The following is a 21,766-nucleotide window of genomic DNA, read 5'->3' on the forward strand; positions in this document are numbered from 1 at the left end:
GCGGATACCCGCGCTCCGGCCTGGCCGTACCACCGCCGCAGCCGCGCATCGCCCTCCCGTCGCGAGCCGCATTGGCGCCACGAGAAGCATTACGCCCAGCGCGCCATGAGGTATCACCCCGTGCGATGCGCACTCGCACCGCGTGGAGCCTGCTGTGGCTGCTTGGCCTTTCGCCGCTGACCGGGGCATGCAAGCGCGAGCCGCCTCCCGCCTATGTCCGGCTCCAGGGGACCGCACCCGCGCTCGCCGAGATGCCGGCATCCCGCGCGCTGCTCGTCGTCTTCTGGGCGTCCTGGTGCCCGCCCTGCGTCGAGGAAACGCCCCAGCTCCTCGCCCTGGCCAAGGCGCCGCCCAAGGGCCTCCAGATCGCCGTCATCAGCCATGACGAGACGCCTCAAGCCGTGGAGTCCTTCTTCCAGGGGCCACCGCCAGCGTCGCTCCACCTCCGCCTCGACCTGGACCAACGCGTGGGTGGCGCCTTCGGCGTGGACCAGCTCCCCGTCAGCTTCCTCATCGTCGACGGGCGCCTGGTCGCCCGCTTCTCGGGCCCTCGGGGCTGGGATGCGCGAGAGATGCGCCGCCTGTTGGAGAAGTTGATTCGCGAAACCCCAGGACCGGCGTCCGGTGCGCCGGATTGACACCCCCTCGACTCCTTTTGTAAGCCGCATCCTGGATGCAGTCCCTTCTGCGACTCCTCGCGGTGCTCCTGGTCCTGATGACCGGCGGCGTCTTCCAGACGCTGGCCTTGGCGTCGGATGAGCACTCGGATTGCGCGGACGAAGTCACCGACGACTGCGAGGACTGCTCGCCCAACTGCGTGCTGTGTGTGTGCTGTCCGCTGAGGGCCGCCCCAGGCCCCACGGTGCCCACCGCCCAGGTGATGCTCCCGCCCCGGCCGTTGCCAGTCCCCTCGCGCGTGACGGAGCCAACGCTCTCCGGCGTGGGGTTCGACATCTTCCAACCCCCCAGAGCCTGACACCGCCCTTCACGGGAGACGTGTGTCTTGCGAAGCCCGTGGCCGGACGTGTGCGCACGTCCGCCCGCGCCCCGTCCCATCTTCCCGCGCACCTTCGCGCGGGCCATCACCGCCGTGGGCTCGCGCCCCGGCAGGAGCGCTTCATCATGCACTCGCTGCGTTCGCTGTCCGTCGTCCTGTCCCTGTTCGCCGCCCCCGTCCTGGCCGAGACGCCCAAGCCCGCCCCCCAGGCCCAGACGTCCGAGGCCGAGAGGCCGCGCTGTGAGCACGGCGTCCAGAAGACCCTGTGCGCCCGCTGCAACCCGAAGCTGGCCCCCGTCTTCAAGGCCAAGAAGGACTGGTGCCCCGAGCACGCGCGGCCCGAATCCCAGTGCGTCCTCTGCAACCCAGAACTCGCAGAGAAGGGTGTGAAGTAGATGCGCGCCTCCCGAGCCGGCCCGTGTGTCCTGGCGGTGCTGCTGGCACTGATCACCGCCCGTTGCAGCCAACAAGCAACGCCCCCCACGCAGAAGGCACCGTCATCGCCGCCAGCCGCCTCGGGAGGCGCCCCCACGCTGTGCGAGCACCGCGTCCCCGCGGAGCTGTGTACCCGCTGCAACCCCGACCTCGTCGACGTCTACAAGGACCAGGGCGACTGGTGCGGCGAGCACGGCGTCCCTGAATCCCAGTGCTTCCAATGCAACCCGGGCCTCACCTTCACGGCCCAGCCCTCCGCGTTCCCGGAGCCAGGCACGCGCGTCCGCCTGGCCTCCGCCGAAACGGCCCGCGAGGCAGGCATCCAGACGCACCGCGTGCGGAAGCGGCCCTTTGCCCGGACCCTGGACGTCGTCGGCCAGCTCGACTTCAACCAGAACCGCCTGGCGCAACTGGCCGCGCGCAGTGAGGCGCTGATCACCGACGTCCGAGCGGATGTCGGTGACGAGGTGAAGGCGGGACAGCCCCTCGTGCTCGTCACGTCGGGGACGGTGGGCGCGGACCAGGGGCGATTGTCGGCGGCGCAGTCGCGGCTGTCCGTGGCGCGCTCGGCGCTCGAACGGGAGCAGAAGCTGGCCGCGAGCGGCATCAGCGCCCGAAAGGACGTCGAAGCCGCCGAGGCGGAGGTCGCCGCGGCCGATGCCGAGCGCAACGCAGCACGCGCGGCCCTGTCCGCCGCGGGGGCCAGTCTCCATGGCAACCAAGGCACCTATGCGCTGTCCGCCCCCTTCGCCGGCACGGTGGTGGCGCGCGATGCCGTCGCCGGACGCTACGCCGCCTCGGGCCAGGCGCTCATCCACATCGCGGACTTGAGCACGATGTGGGCCCTGCTGGAGATCCCCGAGGCGGACGCGGTCCAGGTGCGCGCGGGGCAACGCGTGAGCCTCGCGTTCGACGGCCAGCCCGGGCAGACACGGGACGCCACGCTCACCCGCATCGGCGCCTCGGTGGACCGGGCCTCGCGCACGGTGCGCGCCCGTGTCGAGCTACCCAATCCGGACGGAGCCCTCAAGGCCGGGCTCTTCCTCCAGGCCCGCATCCAACTCGCCGCCGAGCATGAAGCCGTGATGGTCCCCCACGCCGCCATCCAGCGCGCCCAGGGCACGACGCTCGTGTTCGTCAGGAAGAAGCCAGGACTCTACGAGCCCGTCGTGGTGGCGCTGGGCGCCAGCACGCGTGAGGAGGTGGAGGTCCTCCAGGGCCTCGCGGAGGGCGCGGAGGTCGTCACCACCGGCGCCTTCCTGCTCAAGACGGAGATCCTCAAGGACTCCATTGGCGCGGGCTGCTGCGAAACCTCGGGGGATGAGTAGCCACCATGCTCACCCGGGTCATCGAATGGTCCTTGTCCCACCGTGGGGCGGTCCTCGTGGCGACGGCGGCCCTCGTCATCTCGGGGCTGCTCGCCTTCCGCGCCCTGCCCATCGACGCGCTCCCCGACACCACACCCACCCAGGTCCAGGTCAACACCGTCGCGCCGGCGCTCACGCCCATTGAAGTGGAGCGACAGCTCACGGTCCCCGTCGAGCAGGCGCTCGCGGGCCTCCCCCGCGTCAGCGAGCTGCGCTCCCTCTCCAAGTTCGGCCTCTCCCAGGTCACCCTCCAGTTCGAGGACGGCACGGACCTGTGGTTCGCGCGGCAGCGGGTGGCCGAACGGCTGGGCCGCGTGCAACTGCCCGCGGGCATCGCGCCGCCCTCGCTCGGGCCCGAAGCCACGGGACTGGGCGAGGTCTTCCACTACCTGGTCAAGAGCCGGACGAAGCGGCTCGAGGAGCTGCGCACCCTGCATGACTGGGTCATCGCGCCGCAGCTCCGAAGCGTGCCCGGCGTGGCGGAGGTGAACGCGTGGGGCGGCGAGGAGAAGCAGTGGCACGTCATCGTCGACCCGCGCCGCTTGCAGCAGTTCAACCTCTCCCTGGGAGACATCTACCGGGCGCTGGAGGACAACAACGCCAACGTCGGAGGAGGCGTCCTGGAGCGAGGCGGCACGGCGACACTCGTGATGGGCGTCGGGCGACTCACGGACGGCGGCTCCATCGAAGACGTGGTCATCGCGGCGCGCCAGGGCGTCCCCGTGCGCATCCGAGACGTGGCCCGCGTCGAGGTGGGCCATGAAATCCGGCGGGGCGCCACCACCGCGGATGGCGAAGGCGAGGTGGTCCTGGGGCTGGGCTTCATGCGCGTGGGCGAAAACTCCCACACAGTGACGCAGGCGCTTGCCCAGCGCCTGGAGGACATCACCCGGCGGCTGCCCGCGGACGTCAACGTCGAGCCCGTCTACCAGCGCACCGAGCTGGTGGACCTCGTGCTGCGCACCGTGCGCACCAACCTGCTGGAAGGCGCGCTGCTCGTCATCGCGGTGCTCTTCGTGTTCCTGGGCAACTGGCGCGCGGGCCTCATCGTGGCCGCGGCCATCCCCCTGTCCCTGCTGTTCGCCTTCAACGCGATGCTGCGCTTCGGCATCGCGGGCACGCTCATGTCGTTGGGCGCCATCGACTTCGGGCTCGTCGTCGACTCATCCGTCATCCTGGTGGAGAACGCGGAGCGGCGGCTCTCCGAGGCCCGGGACGGACGCTCGCTGCTGGAGGTGGTGCGCGACGCCGCGGTCGAGGTGCGCAAACCCACGCTCTTCGGTGAGCTCATCATCATGGTGGTGTATCTGCCCATCCTCGCCCTGGAGGGTGTGGAGGGAAAGCTGTTCCGCCCCATGGCGCTCACCGTCATCTTCGCGCTGCTGGGCAGTGCGCTGCTGTCCATGACGCTGATGCCGGTGCTGGCCTCCTTCGCGCTGAAGCGTGGCGGCGGCGCGCATCCCGAGCCCAGGCTCGTGCGCTGGCTCCAGCGCGCCTACCGGCCCCTCCTGGAATGGGCGCTGGCCCACGCGCGGCTCATCCTGACCACCGCCGTGCTCCTCGTCGTGGCCGCCGCTGTCGCCGCCACGCGCCTGGGCAGCGAGTTCGTCCCCCGCCTGTCCGAAGGCACGCTCGTCATCAACACGGTGCGGCTGGCGGAAGTCTCCCTCACCGAGTCCATCCGGTATGGCACGCAGATCGAGCAGGTGTTGCGCGACCGGTTCCCGGACGAAGTCCAACGCGTGTGGACGCGCACCGGCACGGCGGAGGTGGCCACGGACCCCATGGGCATCGAGCTGTCCGACGTCTTCATCACCCTCAAGCCCCGGGGCGAATGGAAGCGCGCCAGCACCCAGGAGGAGCTGGTGAACGAAATGAAGGCCGAGCTGGCGGACCTCCCGGGTATGCGCATGGCCTTCCTCCAACCCATTGAAATGCGCGTCAACGAGATGATCGCGGGCGTGCGCAGTGACGTGGGCATCAAGCTCTTCGGCGACGACCTGGAGCTGCTCAAGACCAAGGCCCGCGAACTGGAGGCGCTGGTCCGCGGCGTCCCCGGCGCCGCGGACGTCACGGTGGAACAGGTGACGGGCCAGCCCGTGCTGGAAATCACGGTGGACCGGGCCGCGGTGGCCCGCTACGGCATCCCCACCCGCTCTGTCCTCGACGTCGTGGAGGCGGTGGGCACCCGCATCGTCGGCGAGGTGCGCGAGGGCGAGCGGCGCTTCGACCTCGCCGTGCGCCTCTCCGAGGAGTACCGCCAGGACCCCGCGAAGCTCGCCACCATCCCCGTGGACGCCCCCGGCGGCGAGCGCGTGCCGCTGGGACGACTGGCGACCCTGCAGGAGACGTCCGGCCCCACCACCATCCAACGGGAGTGGGGACAGCGGCGGCTGGTCATCCAGGCCAACGTGCGAGATCGCGACCTGGGGGGCTTCGTCGCGGAGGTCCGCCGCACGCTCGACGAGAAGCTGGAGCTGCCCGAAGGCTACTTCCTTCGCTACGGCGGCCAGTTCGAGCACCTCGAACGCGCCCGGGCGCGACTGAGCATCGTGGTGCCCGTCGCCTTGGCGCTCATCTTCCTGTTGCTCTACATCACCTACCAGCGCGTCCTGGACGCCGTGCGCATCTTCGCGGGTGTTCCCTTCGCGCTCGTGGGGGGTGTGCTCGCGCTCTACGCTCGGGGCTTGCCCTTCTCCATCTCCGCCGCCGTCGGCTTCATCGCCCTCTCCGGCGTGTCCGTCCTGGGGGACATGGTGCTCGTCTCCCGGGTGCGAAGTCTGCTGGAGCAGGGGTGGGAGTTGGGCGACGCCCTCCGCCAGGCGGCCGTGTCCCGCCTGCGCCCCGTCTTGATGACCGCGGCGGTGGCCGCCATCGGCTTCGTGCCCATGGCCCTCAACACGGGCGTTGGCGCGGAGGTCCAACGCCCGCTGGCTACGGTTGTCATTGGCGGCGTCCTGTCGTCCACCCTGCTCACCCTGCTGGTGCTCCCGGTCCTCTATTCCGTCTTCGGCGCCAGGCAGCCCACACCCATGGACTCAGGCGTCTTGCACTCCCCCGCCAACGGCATTACGAAGGCATCGTGATGCGCGTCCTGCTGTTGCTGATGCTCGTACACGGGCTCGTGCCTTCCTTCGGGGAGGCCGTCGAGCTCGTCGTGCATTACGCGGCCACGGGACACGTCGCGCACTCCGAAGAGGATGAGTCGGATTTGGGGGACCTCGGCCGGGAACATGGCTGCGGCCCCACGGACCATCAGTGCGGTTGCTGCCCCAGCCAGGTCAGCACGCCCGTCTCGTCGGTCCTCACGCTCTGGCTCGCCCGGGGAACGCCCCCGAAGATCGCGGGCACGCCGCAGCAAGCGGCGGAGGCCGTGAGCCCGCGGCTGTTACGCCCCCCCATAGCCGCCTGACAGCCGGCCGGGTTCTCCAGGCCCTGGGACGCGTGGGTGACACCCCACGTCCGCGCGGGCGCCTGTGCGTCCGCGTGGACACGCATGCGTCCTGGACAGGCCTGTCGGCTCCGTCTCCGCGTGCCTCCCGCACGTGAACGGAAACCCGCCCGCTCCACGAACGCCATCTCTTCTCGAGGCCTCATGGGCGCGTCACACGGGCGCGCACATGCCATCGCCTCCGCTCGTCACGCCTCGGCGGTTGTCGGCGCTGACGGCCGCGCAGGTCCTGGCACCGCATGTCGCCAGACCTCGCGCGCCGCTCGGCCATGGCTCCGCGGGCAGGTCCTCTTCGAGGTACGCGCAACGTGTCTCCGACCCTTCGCCTCATCAACGCCCTTCTCTTCCTACCCACCGCGGCCCTCGCGGCCCGTCCCTTGACGATGCAGCAATCCGTCGCGCTCGCGCTCGAACAGAGCCCCCGGCTCATCGAGGGGCGCGCCGACGCCGCGGCCGCCCAGGCCCAACTGGAGGGCGCCTCCCTCCTGCTGCAAAGCAACCCACAGCTCCAGGCGGCCGCGGGCCCCCGGCTCCGCGAAGAGGGCACGACGCTTGAGCTCAACCTGGGCGTGAGCCAGCAATTGGAGGTCTTCGGCCAACGCGGGGCACGGAAGGACGCCGCGCGCGCCACCGCCTCCGCGAGCCAGTCCCGGCTGGAAGCCCTCAAGGTCGACCTGGCCGCCGAAGTCCGTCAGTCCTTTGGCCGGGCCTTGGCCGCCGAACGCGCGCTGCGACTGAGTGAGGACGGATTGGCGCTGGCGGAGGAAGGCCGCAAGACGGCCGAGGAGCGCCTCAAGGCCGGCGCCGCGTCGCACATCGAGGTGAACATCGCGCGGGTGGAGCTGGGACGGGCTCAGCGAGAGAAGGTCCGCGCCACCCAGCAACGCCTCCAGTCCCTGGCCGAGCTGAAGCTCCTGCTCAACCTGGACGCGAGCGAGGACGTCACGCCCGAGGGAGAGCTCAGTACGGTCGTGCTCGCCCCGCCCGCCTTCACGGTGCTCGTCGAACAGGCCACCCAGCAGCGGCAGGACCTTCGGGCAGCGCGGGCGGACTGGGAAGCCGCGCGGGCGGAGGTCCGCTTCGCCAGCCGGGACGCCCTGCCCCGGCCCAGCGTCGGCGTGAGTTATGGCCGCGAGGAGAACGACAACATCGTTCAGGGAACGCTCAGCATCGACCTGCCGGTCTTCAACCGGAATCCGGCGGGGAAAGGGACGAGCCTCGCCCGGGAGCGCCAGGCACAACAGCGGCTCGCCGCCACCGAGCGTTTCGTGCGCACCGAGGTCGAGCTGGCGCTGAACCGGTACCGCGCCGCGCAGGCGACAGCGAGCGTCTACGGCGCCGACGTGCTGTCCGCGCTCCAGGAGAACTTGAGCCTCGTCACCGAGGCCTACCGGGCCGGCAAGGTGGACTACCTGCAACTGCTCATCATCCGGCGAGAGGCCCTCGACGGACGCCGTGGCTACATCGAAGCGCTCGAGGAACTGAACGCCGCCAGTGCCCAGCTCATCAAGTCCGTGGGGGCCCTCCAATGAACGCACGGTCCATGATTCCCGCCCTCCTCGTGGCCACGGCCCTCTTCGCGGCGGGTTGCTCGGAGAAGCCACACGCCCATGGGGCGGACGCGCCCGCCGCCGCGCACGATGATGACCACGCGCCTGCCGGCGGCAAGGACGCCGCGGTGACGGGACACGACGCGCTCGTCACGCTCACCGCCGAGGCCGTTCGTGCGGCGCGATTGGAGCTGGCGACCGCCCAGGTGAAGCCCCTGGTCTCCAGCCTCGTGGTGCCCGCGCGCATCACCTTCACCCAGGGGGGCGTGGCCAAGGTGGCCTCACGCGTTCCCGGGCGGCTCGACACGCTCGGTGTCGTGCTGGGCCAGAAGGTGAAACGCGGGCAGGTGCTCGGGTACCTGGACAGCCCGGAGCTGGGGCAGGCACGTGCGGACTTCCTCTCCGCCGCGACCAAGGCACGTGTGGCCGAGGCGAACTACAAGCGCGAACAGGAGCTGCTCGCGAAGGGCATCACCAGCGAGCGGGAGATGCGCGAGGCCGAAAGCGCCTTCGTCACCGCCCAGGCCGAGACCAACGCCGCGGACGGCCGGCTCCATGCGCTGGGACTCTCCGACAAGGAGATCTCCCTGCTGCGGGCCAATGACCACTACAGCTCGCGCTTCCCCGCCATCAGCCCGCTGGACGGCACCGTGGTGGAGATTCAAGTCACGATTGGACAGGCCGTGGAGGCGACCACGCCCCTGTTCACCGTCGCCGACCTCTCCCAGCTCTGGGCGATGCTGGACCTCGCCGAGTCCCAGCTCTCGCGCGTTCGCACGGGCCAGCGCGTGGCCATCACCGTCCAGGCGCTCCCCGGTCAGGCGTTCGAGGGCGAGGTGGGCTACATCGGCGACATCGTCGACGAGAAGACCCGCACCATCCCCGTCAGGGTGGTGGTGAACAACGCGGACCGGCGGCTCAAGCCTGGGATGTTCGCCCAGGCCACGGTCGCCACCGAGGCCGAGGCGCCCGGGGCCGGGCCGGGTGCGAACCACCACGTCGTGGTGCCCCGGCAAGCCATCCAACAGGTGGCGGGTGAGTCGGTCGTCTTCGTCCCCATCTCGGAGACGCAGTTCCGCCCCCGTGAAGTGAAGACAGGCGCCACCTCCGCCAGCGAGGTGGAGGTGCGCTCCGGCCTCCAAGCCGGTGAGCGCTACGTCGCCCAGGGCGCCTTCATCCTCAAGTCCGAGCTCTCCAAGGAGAGCATGGGCGAAGGCCACTCCCACTAGGCGGCCACCATGTTCGACAGGCTCATTCATCTCTCCATCAAGAACCGCATCCTCGTCTTCATCCTCACCGGGGTGCTCATCGGCTTCGGGCTGAACGCCCTGCGCGAGCTGCCCATCGACGCGGTTCCCGACGTCACCAACGTCCAGGTGCAGGTCCTCACCTCGTCACCCGGGCTCGGTCCCGTGGAAGTCGAGCGGTTCATCACCATCCCCGTCGAAACGGCGATGAGCGGCCTCCCTGACACGGAGGAGCTTCGCTCCGTCTCCAAGTTCGGGCTGTCCGTCGTCACCATCGTCTTCAAGGAGAACGTCGACATCTACTTCGCGCGCCAGCTCATCCAGGAGCGGCTGGCGTCCGCGAAGGAGAACATCCCGGAAGGATACGGCTCACCAGAGATGGGCCCCATCTCCACCGGCCTGGGTGAAATCTACCAGTTCGAGGTGCGCGGCGAGGGCCAGAGCGCCATGGAGCTGCGCAGCATCCTGGAGTGGCAGATCTCCCCTCGCCTGCGCTCCGTCCCGGGCGTGGTCGAGGTCAACGCCTTCGGCGGTGAGCTGAAGACCTACGAAGTGCAGGTGGACCCGGCGCGGCTGTCCGCCTACGGCCTGCCCCTGTCGCGGCTCTTCGAGGCGCTGGAGCAGAACAACGCCAACGCGGGCGGCGCATACATCGCCCGGGGCCCGGAGCAGGTGCTCATCCGCGGTGAAGGCCTGGTCGAGTCGCTGGACGACATCCGCACCGTCGTCCTCGCCACCTCGGACCAGGGCGTGCCCGTCTACGTCCGCGACGTGGCGGAGGTCACCTTCGCGCCCCAGGTCCGTCAAGGCGCCGTCACCCGCGATGGACGGGGCGAGGCCGTCACCGGCATCGTCATGATGCTCATCGGCCAGAACTCGCGCGAGGTGGTCAACGCCGTGAAGGCCGAGGTGGAGAAGATCCGCCCCGCCCTTCCGCCCGGCGTCACGCTGGACACCTTCTATGACCGCACCGACCTGGTCCGGAAGACGATTCAGACGGTGGCGACGAACCTCATCGAGGGCGGCCTGTTGGTCATCGTCGTGCTGTTCCTCATGCTCCGGAACCTCCGCGCGGGACTGCTCGCCGCGGCGGCCATTCCGCTGTCCATGCTCTGTGCCTTCATCGGCATGCGCGCGCTGGGCGTCTCCGGAAACCTGATGTCGTTGGGCGCCATCGACTTCGGGCTCATCGTCGACGGCGCGCTCATCATCGTGGAGAACGCCGTCCGTCACATCGCGGAGCGCAGCCACGCACTGGGCCGAGAGCTCACTCGAGAGGAACGCGACGACGTCGTCTACCACAGCGCCGTGGAGGTCCGGCAGGCCGCGGCCTTCGGGGAGGTCATCATCGGCGTGGTGTACCTGCCCATCCTCGCCCTCAGCGGCATCGAGGGGAAGATGTTCAAGCCCATGGCCATCACCGTCATCTGCGCCCTGGCCGGAGCCTTCGTTCTCTCCCTCACCTTCGTCCCCGCGCTCGCGTCCGTCCTCCTGCCTCGGAAGACACAGGAGCGGGAGAGCTTCATCGTGATGGGGGCTCGGCGCGTCTACGAACCCGCGCTGGCCTGGTGCCTCCAAAAGCGGGCCGTCGTCGTCAGCGTCGCCGCGGGACTGCTGGTGGCCAGCCTGGCCACCGTGCCGTTCCTGGGCGCGGAGTTCATCCCCCGGCTGGACGAAGGCGCCATCGCCATCCAGGCCTGGCGCGTCCCGTCCGTCTCCCTGGAGGAATCCGTCCGCCAGACGGGGCTCATTGAAACGGTGCTCAAGCGCTTCCCGGAGGTCACCACGGTGGTCTCCCGCACGGGCCGCGCGGAGATCGCCACCGACCCCATGGGCGTCGAAATCAGTGACATCTTCGTGATGCTCAAACCTCACGAGGATTGGACGACGGCGAAGGACCGTGAAGGGCTCATCGCCCGCTTCAACGAGGCGCTGGCCAAGGAGGTCCCCGGCAGCCTGTTCAGCTATTCGCAGCCCATCGAGCTTCGCGTCAGCGAGCTCATCGCTGGGGTGCGCTCGGACGTCGCGCTCAAGCTCTATGGCGAGGACCTGGAGGTGCTCAAGCAGACGGGCGACAAGCTCGCGGCCGCCCTGTCGAAGGTTCCTGGTGCCGCGGACGTCAAGGCGGAGCAGGTGGCGGGATTGCCCGTGGCGCGCATCCGAATCGACCGGCAGGCGATTGCGCGCTACGGCATCAACGTCCGCCAGGTGCTGGACACCATCGAGGCCATTGGCGGCAAGGAGGTGGGCACGGTGGTGGAGGGCCCGCGGCGCTTCGCGCTCCAGGTCCGCTTCGCCCCCAGCGCTCGGACGAGCGTGGAGCAACTCGAGGAGCTTCGGATCGCCAGCCCCACGGGGCAGCTCATCCCGCTGTCTCAACTCGCGAAGGTCGTCGTCGAGGACGGCCCCGCGCAGGTGAGCCGGGAGAACATCCAGCGGCGCCTCACCATTGAAACCAACGTGCGTGGCAGGGACCTCCAGAGCTTCGTGACGGAGGCCGAGCAGGTCATCGCGCGAGAGGTGAAGCTGCCCACGGGCTACTGGGTGGACTGGGGTGGCCAGTTCGAGAACCTCCAGTCCGCGTCACGCAGGCTGGCCTTCGTGGTGCCGCTCACCCTGCTGCTCATCTTCGTGCTGCTCTACACCACGTTCAACGCGGTGCGGCCGGCCCTGCTCATCTACCTCAACATCCCGTTCGCCATCACCGGCGGGCTGTTGGCGCTGCTGGTGCGGGGCATGCCGTTGTCCATCTCCGCGGCGGTGGGGTTCATCGCCCTGTTCGGCGTGGCGGTGCTCAACGGACTGGTGCTCGTCGCGAGCATCCAGAAGCTGCGGCACGACGGCTTGGAGCCCAGGCAGGCGGCCCATGACGCGGCCCACCTGCGTTTGAGGCCCGTGCTGACGACCGCCCTGGTGGCCTCCTTGGGCTTTCTCCCCATGGCCTTCTCCACGGGCGCGGGCGCGGAGGTGCAGAAGCCGCTGGCCACGGTGGTCATCGGTGGGCTCTTCACGTCCACGTTGCTCACCCTGCTGGTGCTGCCCACCGTCTACGCCTGGTTCGATGGTGGGGCCCCTCGGCAGGAGGGCAGCCCGGGGTGATGGCAACGGAGCGTGGCCAGTTTCCTGGCCACGCTCTAGCCTGGGGGCATGTGCCGGAACATCAAGCCCCTCTTCAACTTCGCGCCTCCCGCCACCGACGCAGACATCCGCGCGGCGGCGCTCCAGTTCGTCCGGAAGATTGCCGGGACGCGGGCGCCCTCCAAGGCGAACACGGAGGCTTTCGAAAAAGCCGTGGAGGAGATCTACGAGAGCTCGAAGCGCATGCTCGACGGACTGGTGGCCACGACCCCGCCTCGGGACCGGGCCCGGTTCGAAGCCATGAAGCGCTTGCGCTACAAGAACGCCGAACCTCGCTGAGCCTTGCAGAAGGTCCAGCAGCTCGCGTAAGCGCCGGGTTAGACGGGAGGCACGACGCCAGCGCGCGCCAGGAGCTCCGTCACCCGCGCAGCCAGCGCCAGGTGGTCCGGGTTTCTGGCCGTGAACCGCTCCGGGGTCAGAACGATGAGTGTCCCCTTGTCTTCCACCGGTTCAATTCGGACTGGGGCCGGCAATGGCGGCACCTTGCCCCGCTGCCTGGCGATGTACGTCACCCATCCGATCCAGAGCACGGCAGGGTCACCCTGATCGACCGACTGGAGGTGCTCAGATGACATCGCCACGGCAAAGTCGGGCTCCCACGCAGTCGCCATGCTCCTCACGAGCCCAGACAGCACCGGAGCCACCAACACCCGGTCTGCATTCGGTCCCTTGCTGGGGAGATCGAACATACAGGTGTTGCCCACTCGCTCGGAGTAGCCGCCACACGTCACTCGGAGCGCACTGCCATCCTGATCGTCGCTCGCGCCATTCCACGCGCTGAAGCGGAACCCAAGTTCCTCAACGACCCGGTCCCTGCCATCGCTGACGAGCTTCTCCAGTTCCGCACGCGTGGGCACGATGGGGCGCAGCAGCGCGTCCTTCCTCGACTTGCCTTGCCGAAACCACTGACGGAATGACGCGTCGACGTTCGCCAGCGAGGCAAAGAGCGCTTCCGCGCGCAGCGCACAGGCCGCCGCAGCTTCCCTACGGGCGCCCCAGTAGGCTCCAGCAAAATACGTTTCATCCTTGTGGAAAGCGGTGGGCATCAGCGGGGCTCCTCCTACAAGGGTGGGACATAGATGACTTCTATCCCGATGACCCGTTCCTTCTGGAATAGGAGTCGGATGGCTTCGGCCGTTTTCTCCTCGGCAATACACCACCTGATGGGCACACCCTTGGGAGTCACAGCCAACTGGCGCTGCGCCTGTTCGACAAGGGCTTTGGCTCCCGACCCCTCGAACCAGATTTTGGGCTTCAGGTTCTCAAGGAACTTGTTCGCGTAACCAGGCCCCTTCGCCTCCAGCAGGACGCCGTTCTCGAAGCCATCGAACTTGACGTTCCGCACCCAGTACGCCTCGTCCGCCGGGCGCCCCGAGATTTGCTCCTGGTAGCGCCGGGCGCGAGGAGACATGGACTCCTTCGCGGGCCCCCAATGCCCCGGGCCGTCGGGCGGGCCGGCCCCCTGCGCCGCGGCATTGGCACGCTGGAGAATGATGGCCGCGCCGGGTCCCCCGCTCAGCACCCCGGCGACCTGCTTCACCGGGACGGCGACACGCTCCAGCACCAACGTGCCCTCGGCCGACAGCGACAACACCGGCACCGACCCCTCAACCCCCACCATCGCCCCTTGAAACGTGCGACTCACGGAGGACGCCGTGCCCCAGGCTGTGAGCAGCTCCGTCGCAAGCCTGGAGACGGCCTGGACCTGCTCGCCACGCGTCATGTACTGGAAGCGCCGCAGGTATTCGGGCGACGAAGCAATCAGCGCCGCCACGGCGGCGGGCATGCGCTGGAGCGCCAACAGGTTGTCGGCGGGCGATGTCGAGAAGAACTGCCCCACCGCCAGCGCGAGCCCGACGAAGGCCTCCTCGGCACCATCGAGTGAGCGGCTGAGATAGTCCGCGTCATCGTGGACGTCAGCGAAAGCGCCGTGGCCCGACTCTTTCAGCCGGCCGTTCAACTCCCGAAAGACACTGAGCCTCACCCGCTTCGGTGGACAGGTTGACTACGCTGCCTGCCTTCGCACCTCAGCCGTTCGCTCGTATTCCACAGGGCTGATGTAGCCGAGAGCGGAGTGAAGACGCTTCCGGTTGTAGAACACCTCAAGGTAATCGAACAGCGCTCGTCGAGCCTCTTCTCGCGTCCGGAAGCTGCGCGTGTGGACGAGCTCCATCTTCAAGCTGCTGAAAAAGCTTTCGACGACGGCATTGTCCCAGCAGTTGCCCTTGCGGCTCATCGAGCAGGTGACTCCGTGCTCTGCCAGCCGCTCCCGGTAGTCCTCGCTGGCGTATTGGCAGCCCCTGTCGGAGTGATGAATCGCAGGGGCGCCACGCCCGGCGAGGGCCATGTTGAGGGCACCCAACGCGAGATGTCGGTCGATTCGCTCGCCCATACTCCATCCCACGACACGGCGGCTGAAGAGGTCGAGCACGACGGCGAGGTAGAGCCAGCCCTCCGCCGTCCAGATGTAGGTGATGTCGCTCGCCCAGGTGCGATTGGGGCCGCGGGGGAGGAAGTCCCGGGCCACCACGTTGGGGGCAACTGGATGGGCGTGGCGGCTGTCGGTGGTCCGCGCGAAGGGGCGCCTGCGGCGGGCCGCCAGGCCCTCCTGCCGCATGAGACGCGCCACACGCTTCGCGGAGACTCGGGCGCCCCGAGCGCGCAGCTCGGCATGAACACGGGGACTGCCGTAGGTACCTCGGCTTTGCTGCTGAATGGCCGCCACTTCCACTGACAGCTCGCGGTCGCGCTGTCGCCGCTGGGACTCGGGCCGCTTCGCCCAGGCGTAGTAGCCGGAGCGAGAGACGCCCAGCTGGCGACAGAGGAAGGCGACTGACAGAGAGGCCTTCTCCACGTGGATGAAGCGGAACTTCACTTCATCTCCTTCGCGAAGAAGGCCGCCGCGTTTTTTAGGAGCTCCTTCTCCATTTCCAGCTGCCGCACGCGTTTGCGCAGTTGGGAGAGCTCCGCCCTCTCCTCGCTGGTGAGTGCACCCTGCTTGCCCTGGCCCCGGTCCGTCCGGGCCTGCTCAACCCACCGGCGGAAGGCCGTCTCTGTCAGGTCCAAGTCCCTCGCCACCTCCGCGACGGATTTGCCCTCCTCAAGTACCAACTTCACCGCTCCGGACTTGAACTCCGAGGTGAAGCTACGTCGCTGCCGCCTCTTCTTCTCGCGCTCCGACATCGAACACCCTTCCATCACATCGGGGGTGTCCACGGAAGCGGGAGAGGCTCACACCGCCCCTCCCCGAGTAAAAAACGCCCAGCGTGAACTGCCCCGCGCGGAAGGCCCCATCCTTCCACTCCACGGCGCTCACACGTTGCTGCGTCTTCCCACTGCGCACCCATGCGAGGTAGCCGTCTGGTCGAAGGACGGCCAGATGCGTGAAGCGTTCCGCCCGAAGGTCCAACTCGGCGCGAGACACTGCTCCCGCGGTCAACACCTCGCGCAGCATGTACCCAACAGCCATGCGGGCCGGGAACTGTCCGAGCGTCACCTCCTTCTTGCCCAGTGCCTCCAACAGCGTCGCGGCCTGCGTGGGCGTCAGCGTCCTCTCGGGCCATTCTTCGAGCTCCGCCAATCCCGCGCCACGCACGAGCGCACCGAATGCATCACGCCGAGGGCCTCGCGAAACGCCCGCCCCTCGGGAAGCGACCGGTACGTCCACCTCCAAGGCGCTCCCACCGGGCAGCGATGACCGCTGATGGAGAGAACCCCTTCGAGTCGAGGCTTCACTCCCTGCGCAGCCCGTAACGATGAAGACCGCGCAAAGAACCCAAAGGCCAGCACGCACCCATCACCCCCTGGAGCAAATGCTGGCACTGACGGCGGACAACCAGCAACCCCATCCCGAGGCAGTCACCACCCTGGCGCTCCTCGCGGGCGCGCAGTTGAGCCCGGACCGAAGCACACATTCCCAGGCCCCAGCCCGGCTCGCCGTCCCAACAGGCAGTGCATACCCTTCCGCGGAGCAGCCTCCTGACGGCGGGGTGGACGTGGCGACGCAGCAAGGCAGGACCCGGAAGGCACGGAAGCGGACGTCCAGCGGTCAACGCTCCGACACGGCGCTGCTGATCATCGACGTCATCAACGACCTGGAGTTCCCAGGCGGTGAAGCCGTCCTCCCGTGGGCCCTTCGGATGGTGAAGCGCCTGGAGCCCTTCGCGGCCAGCATGCGGCGGGCCGGCGTCCCGGTCATCTACGTCAACGACAACTTCGGCTACTGGCGCAGCAACTTCCGCGACATCTACGCGCACTGTACCGGTCCGGGCATCCGGGGCCGGAACGTCGCACGAGCCCTCAAACCTCAGCCGGATGACTACTTCATCCTCAAGCCCAAGCACTCGGCCTTCTTCGCCACGTCCCTGGTGCCGCTCCTGGACCATCTGGGCACGAAGAAGCTCATCCTCGCAGGGCTGGCCACCAACCTGTGCATCTTCTTCAGCGCCCATGACGCCCACATGCACGAGTACAAACTCACCGTGCTGAGCGACTGCTGTGCGGCGGAGAGCGACAGCGACCACGACCTGGCGCTCTCCCAACTCCAGCGCTTCCTCCACGTGCGCGTCTGCCGAAGCGACGAAGTGAAACAGCGCGTGAAGCGTCGCCGCTCCACGGCCCGACGTCCTCGCGCCGCGAAGTAGCCCTGGCACCCCCAGCCTCAGGGCGCGTCGTACCTCGAAAAGAAGCTCGCCAGGCTCTCGTGGTAGAGCGGATCGATGAGTGTCGTGAGGTGGCTGCGTCCCAGGACGACGACGTTCTCCACCCGGGGAAGCTCTCGCGCCATGCGTGCCGACTTCGAATAGGGACCGTCGAAGCCGCCATTCACACACAGCACCGGGAACGCCACGCGGGACAGGTCCGGGTCCACCCGCGTCCAGGCGCCCCACGCCTCGACCAGCGCCGCGTGAGCCACCCTGTCGGGAGGCGGCGTGTTCGCGTTGGAGCGCTCGATCTCCTCCAGCATCCACGCCTCTTCGGGATCCGTCCCCTGAGGATCACGCGCCAAGGCAGCGGCCCGGAGCGCGTCATCCTGCTCGTCGACCCCAGCCCCTCCGACATGCGCGGAGAGGAACCGCTCCGGGACACGCTGCATCAGCCGGAGCGTCATCGAGCCGCCCATCGAGTAACCGCCGATGTGCGCCTTCTCGATGCCCAACGTGTCCATCAACTCGATGACGTCGGTCACCATCCGCTCGCCATAGGCGGAGGGCTCGTGCGGAGCGTCACTCTCTCCATGCGCCCGCTGATCCAACAGGATCACCCGGTGCCGCGCCCCCAGGGCGTCCACGAAACCCGGAGCCACCCAAGCGCTGGCCGCCGACCCCATGTAGCCATGGAGCAGCACCACCGGGCTCCCCTCCCCGGCCCGCTCCAGATAGTGGAGGCGAACCCCGTCGCTGGTGGTGAACCAACCATCCACCATCCGGTCCGGCGACTCAGAATCACAGCCCACGAGGGACACGAGTGCGACAGCCACCACGGCCACGGTCCATCTCGACATGTAGGGTCTCCGCAAGCGGAGGCAAGGACACCCCGTTCGGCCCGACGTGACGCCTCACTCCTCCCGAAACACTGCTGGTTTCGGGAAAACACCGGAGCCCCCGAAAACTGTCACCCCGCGTCCGCCGCCGCGTCAGACGTTGTAGGCGCGGACGACCTGGGACACGCGTTCGGACAGCATCTTCAAGGAGTCCGCCGCGTCGCTGGTGGTGGAGATGCGTGACACCGTGTCCGTCATCAACGTGTTCAGCTCATTCACGGCGGTGAAGATCTGCTCGATGCCCGTGGCCTGCTGGCTCACGGTCCGCGCGATCTGCCGGGCCGCCGCGGTGCTGTCCTCGACGATGGTGGTGAGCTGCTTCAGGGTGTCTCCGGAGGTGCGGACCTGCGCCAGGCCCGCCTCCATGCGCTCGGTGCCCTCGGCGGTGATCTCCACGGTGCCGATGATGGCCTGGTTGATGTCCAGGAGGATGCGCCGCACCTGATTGGTGGCGCGGATGGACTGGTCCGCCAGCACGCGAATCTCACGGGCCACGACGGCGAAACCGTGTCCATGCTCGCCGGAGCGCGCCGCTTCGATGGCCGCGTTGACGGCCAGCAGGTGGGACTGGTCCGCCAGGTCCTTCACCGTCTCGGTGATGCCGCTGATCTGCTTGGTCCGCTCGCCCAGGGCGGTGATGCGCGCGGCGATCTCCGCCACCTGATTGCGCACCTCTTCCATGCCATCGATGCTGGCCGCCACCGACTCCTCGCCCGTGCGGCTCAACTGCTCGGCGCGCTCGGCCACCTGGATGACGGACTCCGCGGAGCCCGACGCGAGCAGCGCCGTCTGACGAATCTCCTGCGCCGTCACCTGCGTCTCCTGGAGCGCGGCGGCGTGCCGGGTCACCATCTCGTTCTGCTGCTCGGCGGACTCCGTCAGCCCCATCACCGAGTCACTGAGCAGCTCCGTGGAGGACTGGAGCTGGTGCAGCAGATCCTTCAGCTTGCCCACCAGCAACCCCACGGCTCGCGCGAGCTGCCCCACCTCGTCGTTCGAGTCGATGCGGATGACCTCGCGCAGGTCGCCATGCACGGCGATTCGCCGCACCACCGACTCCAGTTTGACCAGCGGCGAGACGATGGCGCGGCTGATGAAGAAGGCCGCCCCCGTGAACACCAGCAACGCGACGACCACCACGATGCCCACGTTGGAGAGCGCGCCCTCGACCCGGCCTCGCGCCTGGGTGCGGTCGAAGCCCACGTGGACGCGGCCAGCGCCGCCTGGCACCAGCGCCATCAGGTCCTGCAGCTCCGTCGCGCCATCCCGGAGGATCAGCCCATCCTCCGACGCCATCAACTGCTCACGCGCGTCGCGGAGGACCTGCGCCTTCTCACCGGCCACGCCCACGAGCGCGCCGTCCGCGTCGAAGGCGGCCACATAGGCCACACCACCATGTTGGGCCACGGCCTCCAGCGTCTGCTGCACTTCCTCGTGCGCGTGACGCTTCATCCCATCCGACAGCGCGGAGGCCAGCACCGTGGGCAGCGCGCCGCTCAGCTCCCGGCCCTGGGCCTCGAAGGCCTCCTGGAGCCGAGGCACCGTGTAGCCCTGGGAGAGGAGGACGAACAGGAGCGCCACGACGATGGGCGCCAAGGTGATTTTATGCGTGAGAGAAAGTCGCATCCGCCCCGCCCCATCCGGGCACCCACTGGAAATGATGCTCCATCCAACAATTCAGACGCGGCGCATTGTGGGCGCCTGCGTGCGGGGGTGCAATCCCTCGGGAAACCACTACTTCACAGACGCACCCGGCTGCTCTGCCAATGGAATTTCACGCCGGGCATGAACAACGCCAACCACGGCGCCGATCCAAACCCAGACACGCGCAAAAGTGAATGGACACATGCAAGGCTTTGTGCACGGGGTCCACCATTTACGTATCGGCGCACGGCGTGGGTGCTACAGTCGACCCCACATCATGCAAGAAACCACCTACCAGCGGCTCCGCGCCGCGGACGCCGACCTGGCGCTGATGCGAGATCTGAACGCCGTCTTCGCGGAGGCGTTCGAGGACCCCGAAGCGTATGCCCAGCCCCCCGAGGACGACTACCTGCGCGCCATCCTCGGCCGAGAGGAGACGGTCGTCCTGGTGGCCCGGGTCGACAGCCAGGTCGTGGGCGGACTCGTGGCCTATGAGCTCCCCAAGCTGGAGCGGCGATGCAGCGAGCTCTACGTGTATGACCTCGCCATCGCGACGCCGTTCCGGCGCCGGGGCATCGCGAGCGAGCTGTTCGTGCGCCTGAGGAAGATTGCCGCGGACCGCGGCATCCCCGTCATCTTCGTCCAGGCGGACGCGGGAGATGCGCCGGCCGTCGGACTCTACGCGGGCATGGGCACGCGCGAGGACGTGGCGCACTTCGACATCACGACCACGAAGGCCTGAGCCCCCGCGCGGCACGGGGAGCCGCCATCGCTCCGCCGTGCGGCTTCGGACCTCGCGGCGACGCGCTTACGGCGCGTCACCCGCGACCGCGGCCCGCACCGTGCTCCACCACGCCGTGTCGGAGCGCTCCTTCGTGGGCTCCACGGGATGCCCCAGGATGGGCGTGAGCAGTGAGACACCCCGCTCACGCGCCTCGGCCACCAGCTCGTTCGCGGGTGCGTCCCAGGCGTGCAGCGCCAGGTTGAACGTGCCCCAGTGGATGGGCAGCAACGTTCGCCCCTTCACCATCTCGTGCGCCTTCAAGGCCTGCTGCGGCCCCAGGTGGATGCTCCCCCAGGACGGGTGGAACGCGCCCACCTCGAACATGGCGACGTCGAAGGGGCCGAAGCGCCGCCCCACTTCCTCGAACTCGTCCGTGAGCCCCGTGTCACCGCTGAAGAAGACGCGGTGCTGCGCGCCCAGCAGCGTCCAGGACGTCCACGACGTGCTGTTCCGGTCCGTCAGGCCCCGCCCCGAGAAGTGCTGCGCGGGCGTGGCGACCACCCGCAGCCGCCCCTCGCCCAGCGACACCTCCTGCCACCAGTCCAGCTCCACCACGCGCTCGGCGGGCACGCCCCACTGCTCCAGGTGCGCCCCCACGCCCAGCGGGGCGTAGAACGGCACCTTGCGCGACGCCAGGGCGCGAATGGTGGGCATGTCCAGGTGGTCGTAGTGGTCATGCGAAATCAGGATGGCATCCACGTCCGGCAGCGCCTCCAACGGCAGCGGTGGCGGGTGGAAGCGCTTGGGGCCGGCGATGGTGGTCGGCGATGCGCGCTCGCCCCAGATGGGGTCGGTGAGGACGCGGAAGCCATCAATCTCCACCAGCAACGTGGAGTGCCCCAGCCACGTCACGCGCAGCCCCGTCTCCGGCGGCTTCGCCAGCGCCGCGGCCACGTCTTGCTCCATGGGCAGCGGCGCGGGCGGCGTGCGCTGCTGCGTCCCGAAGAGCATCTCCTTCAGGGTGCTCCACGTCGGCCCGTTGAGCGCGACCCGGTCCCCCGCCGTGTTGGTGAAGATGCCGTCCTTGTAGCGGGAGGACGCCTTCATCCGCGCCAGCCTCGCGCCCTCGGCGTTCGCGCCAAAGGCCTGGAGGCCGTCGGTCGTCGTCCAGGTGAGGATGCCGAGAACCCCGGCGGCCAGCGCCACCACCATCAAGGAGTACCGCCACCAGCCACGCCGCCGAGGCCGCGTTGGGGCCAGGAATGCTTCGCTCATGGCCCCAACGTCTAGCGCTGACCACGAGTCAGCGCCCGGGAAATCAGCCCTCGGCCGCGACTACCGGCCGCTGGTGACCTTCAACCCCACGATGGAGACCAACAGCAGCGCCAGGAAGAAGAGGCGCGCCGGGGTGGCGGGCTCACGGAAAAGCACCATCCCCAGGATGGCCGCGCCCATGGCACCAATCCCCACCCAGACGCCGTAGGCGGTCCCGATGGGCAGGTTCTTCGTGGCCACACCGAGCAACACCATGCTGGCGACGATGGCACTGCCTGTCAGCACGCTGGGAACCAGGCGAGTGAAACCTTCGGTGTACTTGAGGCCGATCGCCCAACACACCTCGAGCAATCCCGCGATGACGAGGAGAATCCAGGACATGACGTACGACTCCTG

At 68.6% G+C, this 21,766-nt stretch carries 20 protein-coding genes; 12 read left to right on the top strand and 8 right to left on the bottom strand.

Features of this window, described 5'->3' with window-relative positions:
• Positions 1-125: 125 nt before the first annotated feature.
• The 10 genes from A176_RS15770 to A176_RS15815 all read left to right on the top strand — a co-directional run bounded on the left by A176_RS15770 (position 126) and on the right by A176_RS15815 (position 12,464).
• Positions 126-638, top strand: a complete 513-nt coding sequence (locus tag A176_RS15770; RefSeq protein WP_002640134.1) for a TlpA family protein disulfide reductase — start codon at positions 126-128, stop codon at positions 636-638.
• A 35-nt stretch (positions 639-673) separates the two neighbouring features.
• Complete coding sequence (locus A176_RS15775; protein WP_002640135.1) at positions 674-976, top strand: hypothetical protein; 303 nt, start codon at positions 674-676, stop codon at positions 974-976.
• Positions 977-1,122: 146 nt separating this feature from the next.
• Positions 1,123-1,392, top strand: coding sequence for a hypothetical protein (locus A176_RS15780; protein ID WP_002640136.1), 270 nt, complete (start codon positions 1,123-1,125; stop codon positions 1,390-1,392).
• Positions 1,393-2,760 (top strand): efflux RND transporter periplasmic adaptor subunit, encoded by a 1,368-nt coding sequence (locus A176_RS15785; RefSeq protein ID WP_021781565.1) that lies wholly within the window; start codon positions 1,393-1,395, stop codon positions 2,758-2,760.
• A 5-nt stretch (positions 2,761-2,765) separates the two neighbouring features.
• Positions 2,766-5,885: an efflux RND transporter permease subunit gene (locus A176_RS15790; protein ID WP_002640138.1), complete on the top strand. Its 3,120-nt coding sequence runs from the start codon at positions 2,766-2,768 to the stop codon at positions 5,883-5,885.
• Positions 5,885-6,211, top strand: coding sequence for a hypothetical protein (locus A176_RS15795; RefSeq protein WP_002640139.1), 327 nt, complete (start codon positions 5,885-5,887; stop codon positions 6,209-6,211). Before A176_RS15790 ends, A176_RS15795 begins: the two co-directional genes overlap by 1 nt.
• A 347-nt stretch (positions 6,212-6,558) precedes the next feature.
• Entirely contained in the window at positions 6,559-7,782 is a 1,224-nt protein-coding gene (locus A176_RS15800; protein ID WP_002640140.1) for a TolC family protein, read from the top strand.
• A gap of 11 nt (positions 7,783-7,793) precedes the next feature.
• A complete protein-coding gene (locus A176_RS15805; RefSeq protein WP_002640141.1) occupies positions 7,794-9,029 on the top strand; it encodes an efflux RND transporter periplasmic adaptor subunit in 1,236 nt (411 codons plus the stop codon).
• Positions 9,030-9,038: 9 nt separating this feature from the next.
• On the top strand, positions 9,039-12,146 hold the full coding sequence (locus A176_RS15810) for an efflux RND transporter permease subunit (RefSeq protein WP_002640142.1): 3,108 nt from the start codon (positions 9,039-9,041) through the stop codon (positions 12,144-12,146).
• Positions 12,147-12,194: 48 nt separating this feature from the next.
• Complete coding sequence (locus A176_RS15815; protein WP_002640143.1) at positions 12,195-12,464, top strand: DUF2277 domain-containing protein; 270 nt, start codon at positions 12,195-12,197, stop codon at positions 12,462-12,464.
• Between the two features lie 38 nt (positions 12,465-12,502).
• Here the strand turns inward: A176_RS15815 and A176_RS15820 are convergent, their stop codons facing one another.
• The 4 genes from A176_RS15820 to A176_RS15840 form a co-directional block, all read right to left on the bottom strand.
• A complete protein-coding gene (locus A176_RS15820; protein ID WP_044890898.1) occupies positions 12,503-13,231 on the bottom strand; it encodes an immunity 52 family protein in 729 nt (242 codons plus the stop codon).
• A gap of 14 nt (positions 13,232-13,245) precedes the next feature.
• Positions 13,246-14,169, bottom strand: coding sequence for a Tox-REase-5 domain-containing protein (locus A176_RS15825; protein ID WP_049872313.1), 924 nt, complete (start codon positions 14,167-14,169; stop codon positions 13,246-13,248).
• Between the two features lie 21 nt (positions 14,170-14,190).
• Positions 14,191-15,368, bottom strand: a protein-coding gene (locus A176_RS15830) for an IS3 family transposase (RefSeq protein ID WP_420811432.1) whose coding sequence is annotated in 2 segments (ribosomal slippage) — positions 14,191-15,083 and positions 15,083-15,368 — 1,179 coding nt in all. Because the reading frame shifts where the segments join, the coding sequence is not laid out codon by codon here.
• Positions 15,331-15,765 carry a hypothetical protein gene (locus tag A176_RS15840; protein WP_049872316.1) on the bottom strand — a complete coding sequence of 145 codons (435 nt, stop codon included), beginning with the start codon at positions 15,763-15,765 and terminating at the stop codon, positions 15,331-15,333. Before A176_RS15840 ends, A176_RS15830 begins: the two co-directional genes overlap by 38 nt.
• Positions 15,766-15,997: 232 nt before the next feature.
• Between A176_RS15840 and A176_RS15845 the strand changes: the two genes are divergently transcribed.
• The gene (locus A176_RS15845) at positions 15,998-16,828 is read left to right on the top strand and encodes a cysteine hydrolase family protein (RefSeq protein WP_021781563.1); all 831 of its coding nucleotides are present in this window, start codon (positions 15,998-16,000) and stop codon (positions 16,826-16,828) included.
• A gap of 17 nt (positions 16,829-16,845) precedes the next feature.
• Here the strand turns inward: A176_RS15845 and A176_RS15850 are convergent, their stop codons facing one another.
• Both A176_RS15850 and A176_RS15855 read right to left on the bottom strand, forming a co-directional pair.
• Positions 16,846-17,688, bottom strand: a complete 843-nt coding sequence (locus A176_RS15850) for an alpha/beta fold hydrolase (RefSeq protein ID WP_021781562.1) — start codon at positions 17,686-17,688, stop codon at positions 16,846-16,848.
• 132 nt (positions 17,689-17,820) lie between these two features.
• On the bottom strand, positions 17,821-19,353 hold the full coding sequence (locus A176_RS15855; protein WP_002640151.1) for a methyl-accepting chemotaxis protein: 1,533 nt from the start codon (positions 19,351-19,353) through the stop codon (positions 17,821-17,823).
• Positions 19,354-19,648: 295 nt separating this feature from the next.
• Here A176_RS15855 and A176_RS15860 point away from each other — a divergent pair, with 295 nt between their 5' ends.
• On the top strand, positions 19,649-20,113 hold the full coding sequence (locus A176_RS15860) for a GNAT family N-acetyltransferase (RefSeq protein WP_002640152.1): 465 nt from the start codon (positions 19,649-19,651) through the stop codon (positions 20,111-20,113).
• Positions 20,114-20,179: 66 nt separating this feature from the next.
• Here the strand turns inward: A176_RS15860 and A176_RS15865 are convergent, their stop codons facing one another.
• Together A176_RS15865 and sugE are read right to left on the bottom strand one after the other, a co-directional pair.
• Entirely contained in the window at positions 20,180-21,370 is a 1,191-nt protein-coding gene (locus A176_RS15865; RefSeq protein ID WP_049872317.1) for an MBL fold metallo-hydrolase, read from the bottom strand.
• A gap of 60 nt (positions 21,371-21,430) precedes the next feature.
• Entirely contained in the window at positions 21,431-21,751 is a 321-nt protein-coding gene (gene sugE, locus A176_RS15870) for a quaternary ammonium compound efflux SMR transporter SugE (RefSeq protein ID WP_002640154.1), read from the bottom strand.
• Positions 21,752-21,766: the final 15 nt, after the last annotated feature.

The sequence above is a fragment of the Myxococcus hansupus genome (assembly GCF_000280925.3).
Taxonomy (GTDB): domain Bacteria; phylum Myxococcota; class Myxococcia; order Myxococcales; family Myxococcaceae; genus Myxococcus; species Myxococcus hansupus.

Bases quoted from the DNA above. Each gene is read 5' to 3' on its own strand.
- A176_RS15795 (WP_002640139.1), top strand. From the start codon at position 5,885: ATGCGCGTCCTGCTGTTGCTGATGCTCGTACACGGGCTCGTGCCTTCC.
- A176_RS15850 (WP_021781562.1), bottom strand. From the start codon at position 17,688: ATGTCGAGATGGACCGTGGCCGTGGTGGCTGTCGCACTCGTGTCCCTC.
- A176_RS15815 (WP_002640143.1), top strand. From the start codon at position 12,195: ATGTGCCGGAACATCAAGCCCCTCTTCAACTTCGCGCCTCCCGCCACC.
- A176_RS15865 (WP_049872317.1), bottom strand. From the start codon at position 21,370: ATGAGCGAAGCATTCCTGGCCCCAACGCGGCCTCGGCGGCGTGGCTGG.
- A176_RS15785 (WP_021781565.1), top strand. From the start codon at position 1,393: ATGCGCGCCTCCCGAGCCGGCCCGTGTGTCCTGGCGGTGCTGCTGGCA.
- A176_RS15820 (WP_044890898.1), bottom strand. From the start codon at position 13,231: ATGCCCACCGCTTTCCACAAGGATGAAACGTATTTTGCTGGAGCCTAC.
- A176_RS15855 (WP_002640151.1), bottom strand. From the start codon at position 19,353: ATGCGACTTTCTCTCACGCATAAAATCACCTTGGCGCCCATCGTCGTG.
- A176_RS15845 (WP_021781563.1), top strand. From the start codon at position 15,998: ATGCTGGCACTGACGGCGGACAACCAGCAACCCCATCCCGAGGCAGTC.
- A176_RS15860 (WP_002640152.1), top strand. From the start codon at position 19,649: ATGCAAGAAACCACCTACCAGCGGCTCCGCGCCGCGGACGCCGACCTG.
- A176_RS15810 (WP_002640142.1), top strand. From the start codon at position 9,039: ATGTTCGACAGGCTCATTCATCTCTCCATCAAGAACCGCATCCTCGTC.
- A176_RS15770 (WP_002640134.1), top strand. From the start codon at position 126: ATGCGCACTCGCACCGCGTGGAGCCTGCTGTGGCTGCTTGGCCTTTCG.
- A176_RS15790 (WP_002640138.1), top strand. From the start codon at position 2,766: ATGCTCACCCGGGTCATCGAATGGTCCTTGTCCCACCGTGGGGCGGTC.
- A176_RS15780 (WP_002640136.1), top strand. From the start codon at position 1,123: ATGCACTCGCTGCGTTCGCTGTCCGTCGTCCTGTCCCTGTTCGCCGCC.
- A176_RS15775 (WP_002640135.1), top strand. From the start codon at position 674: ATGCAGTCCCTTCTGCGACTCCTCGCGGTGCTCCTGGTCCTGATGACC.
- A176_RS15805 (WP_002640141.1), top strand. From the start codon at position 7,794: ATGATTCCCGCCCTCCTCGTGGCCACGGCCCTCTTCGCGGCGGGTTGC.
- sugE (WP_002640154.1), bottom strand. From the start codon at position 21,751: ATGTCCTGGATTCTCCTCGTCATCGCGGGATTGCTCGAGGTGTGTTGG.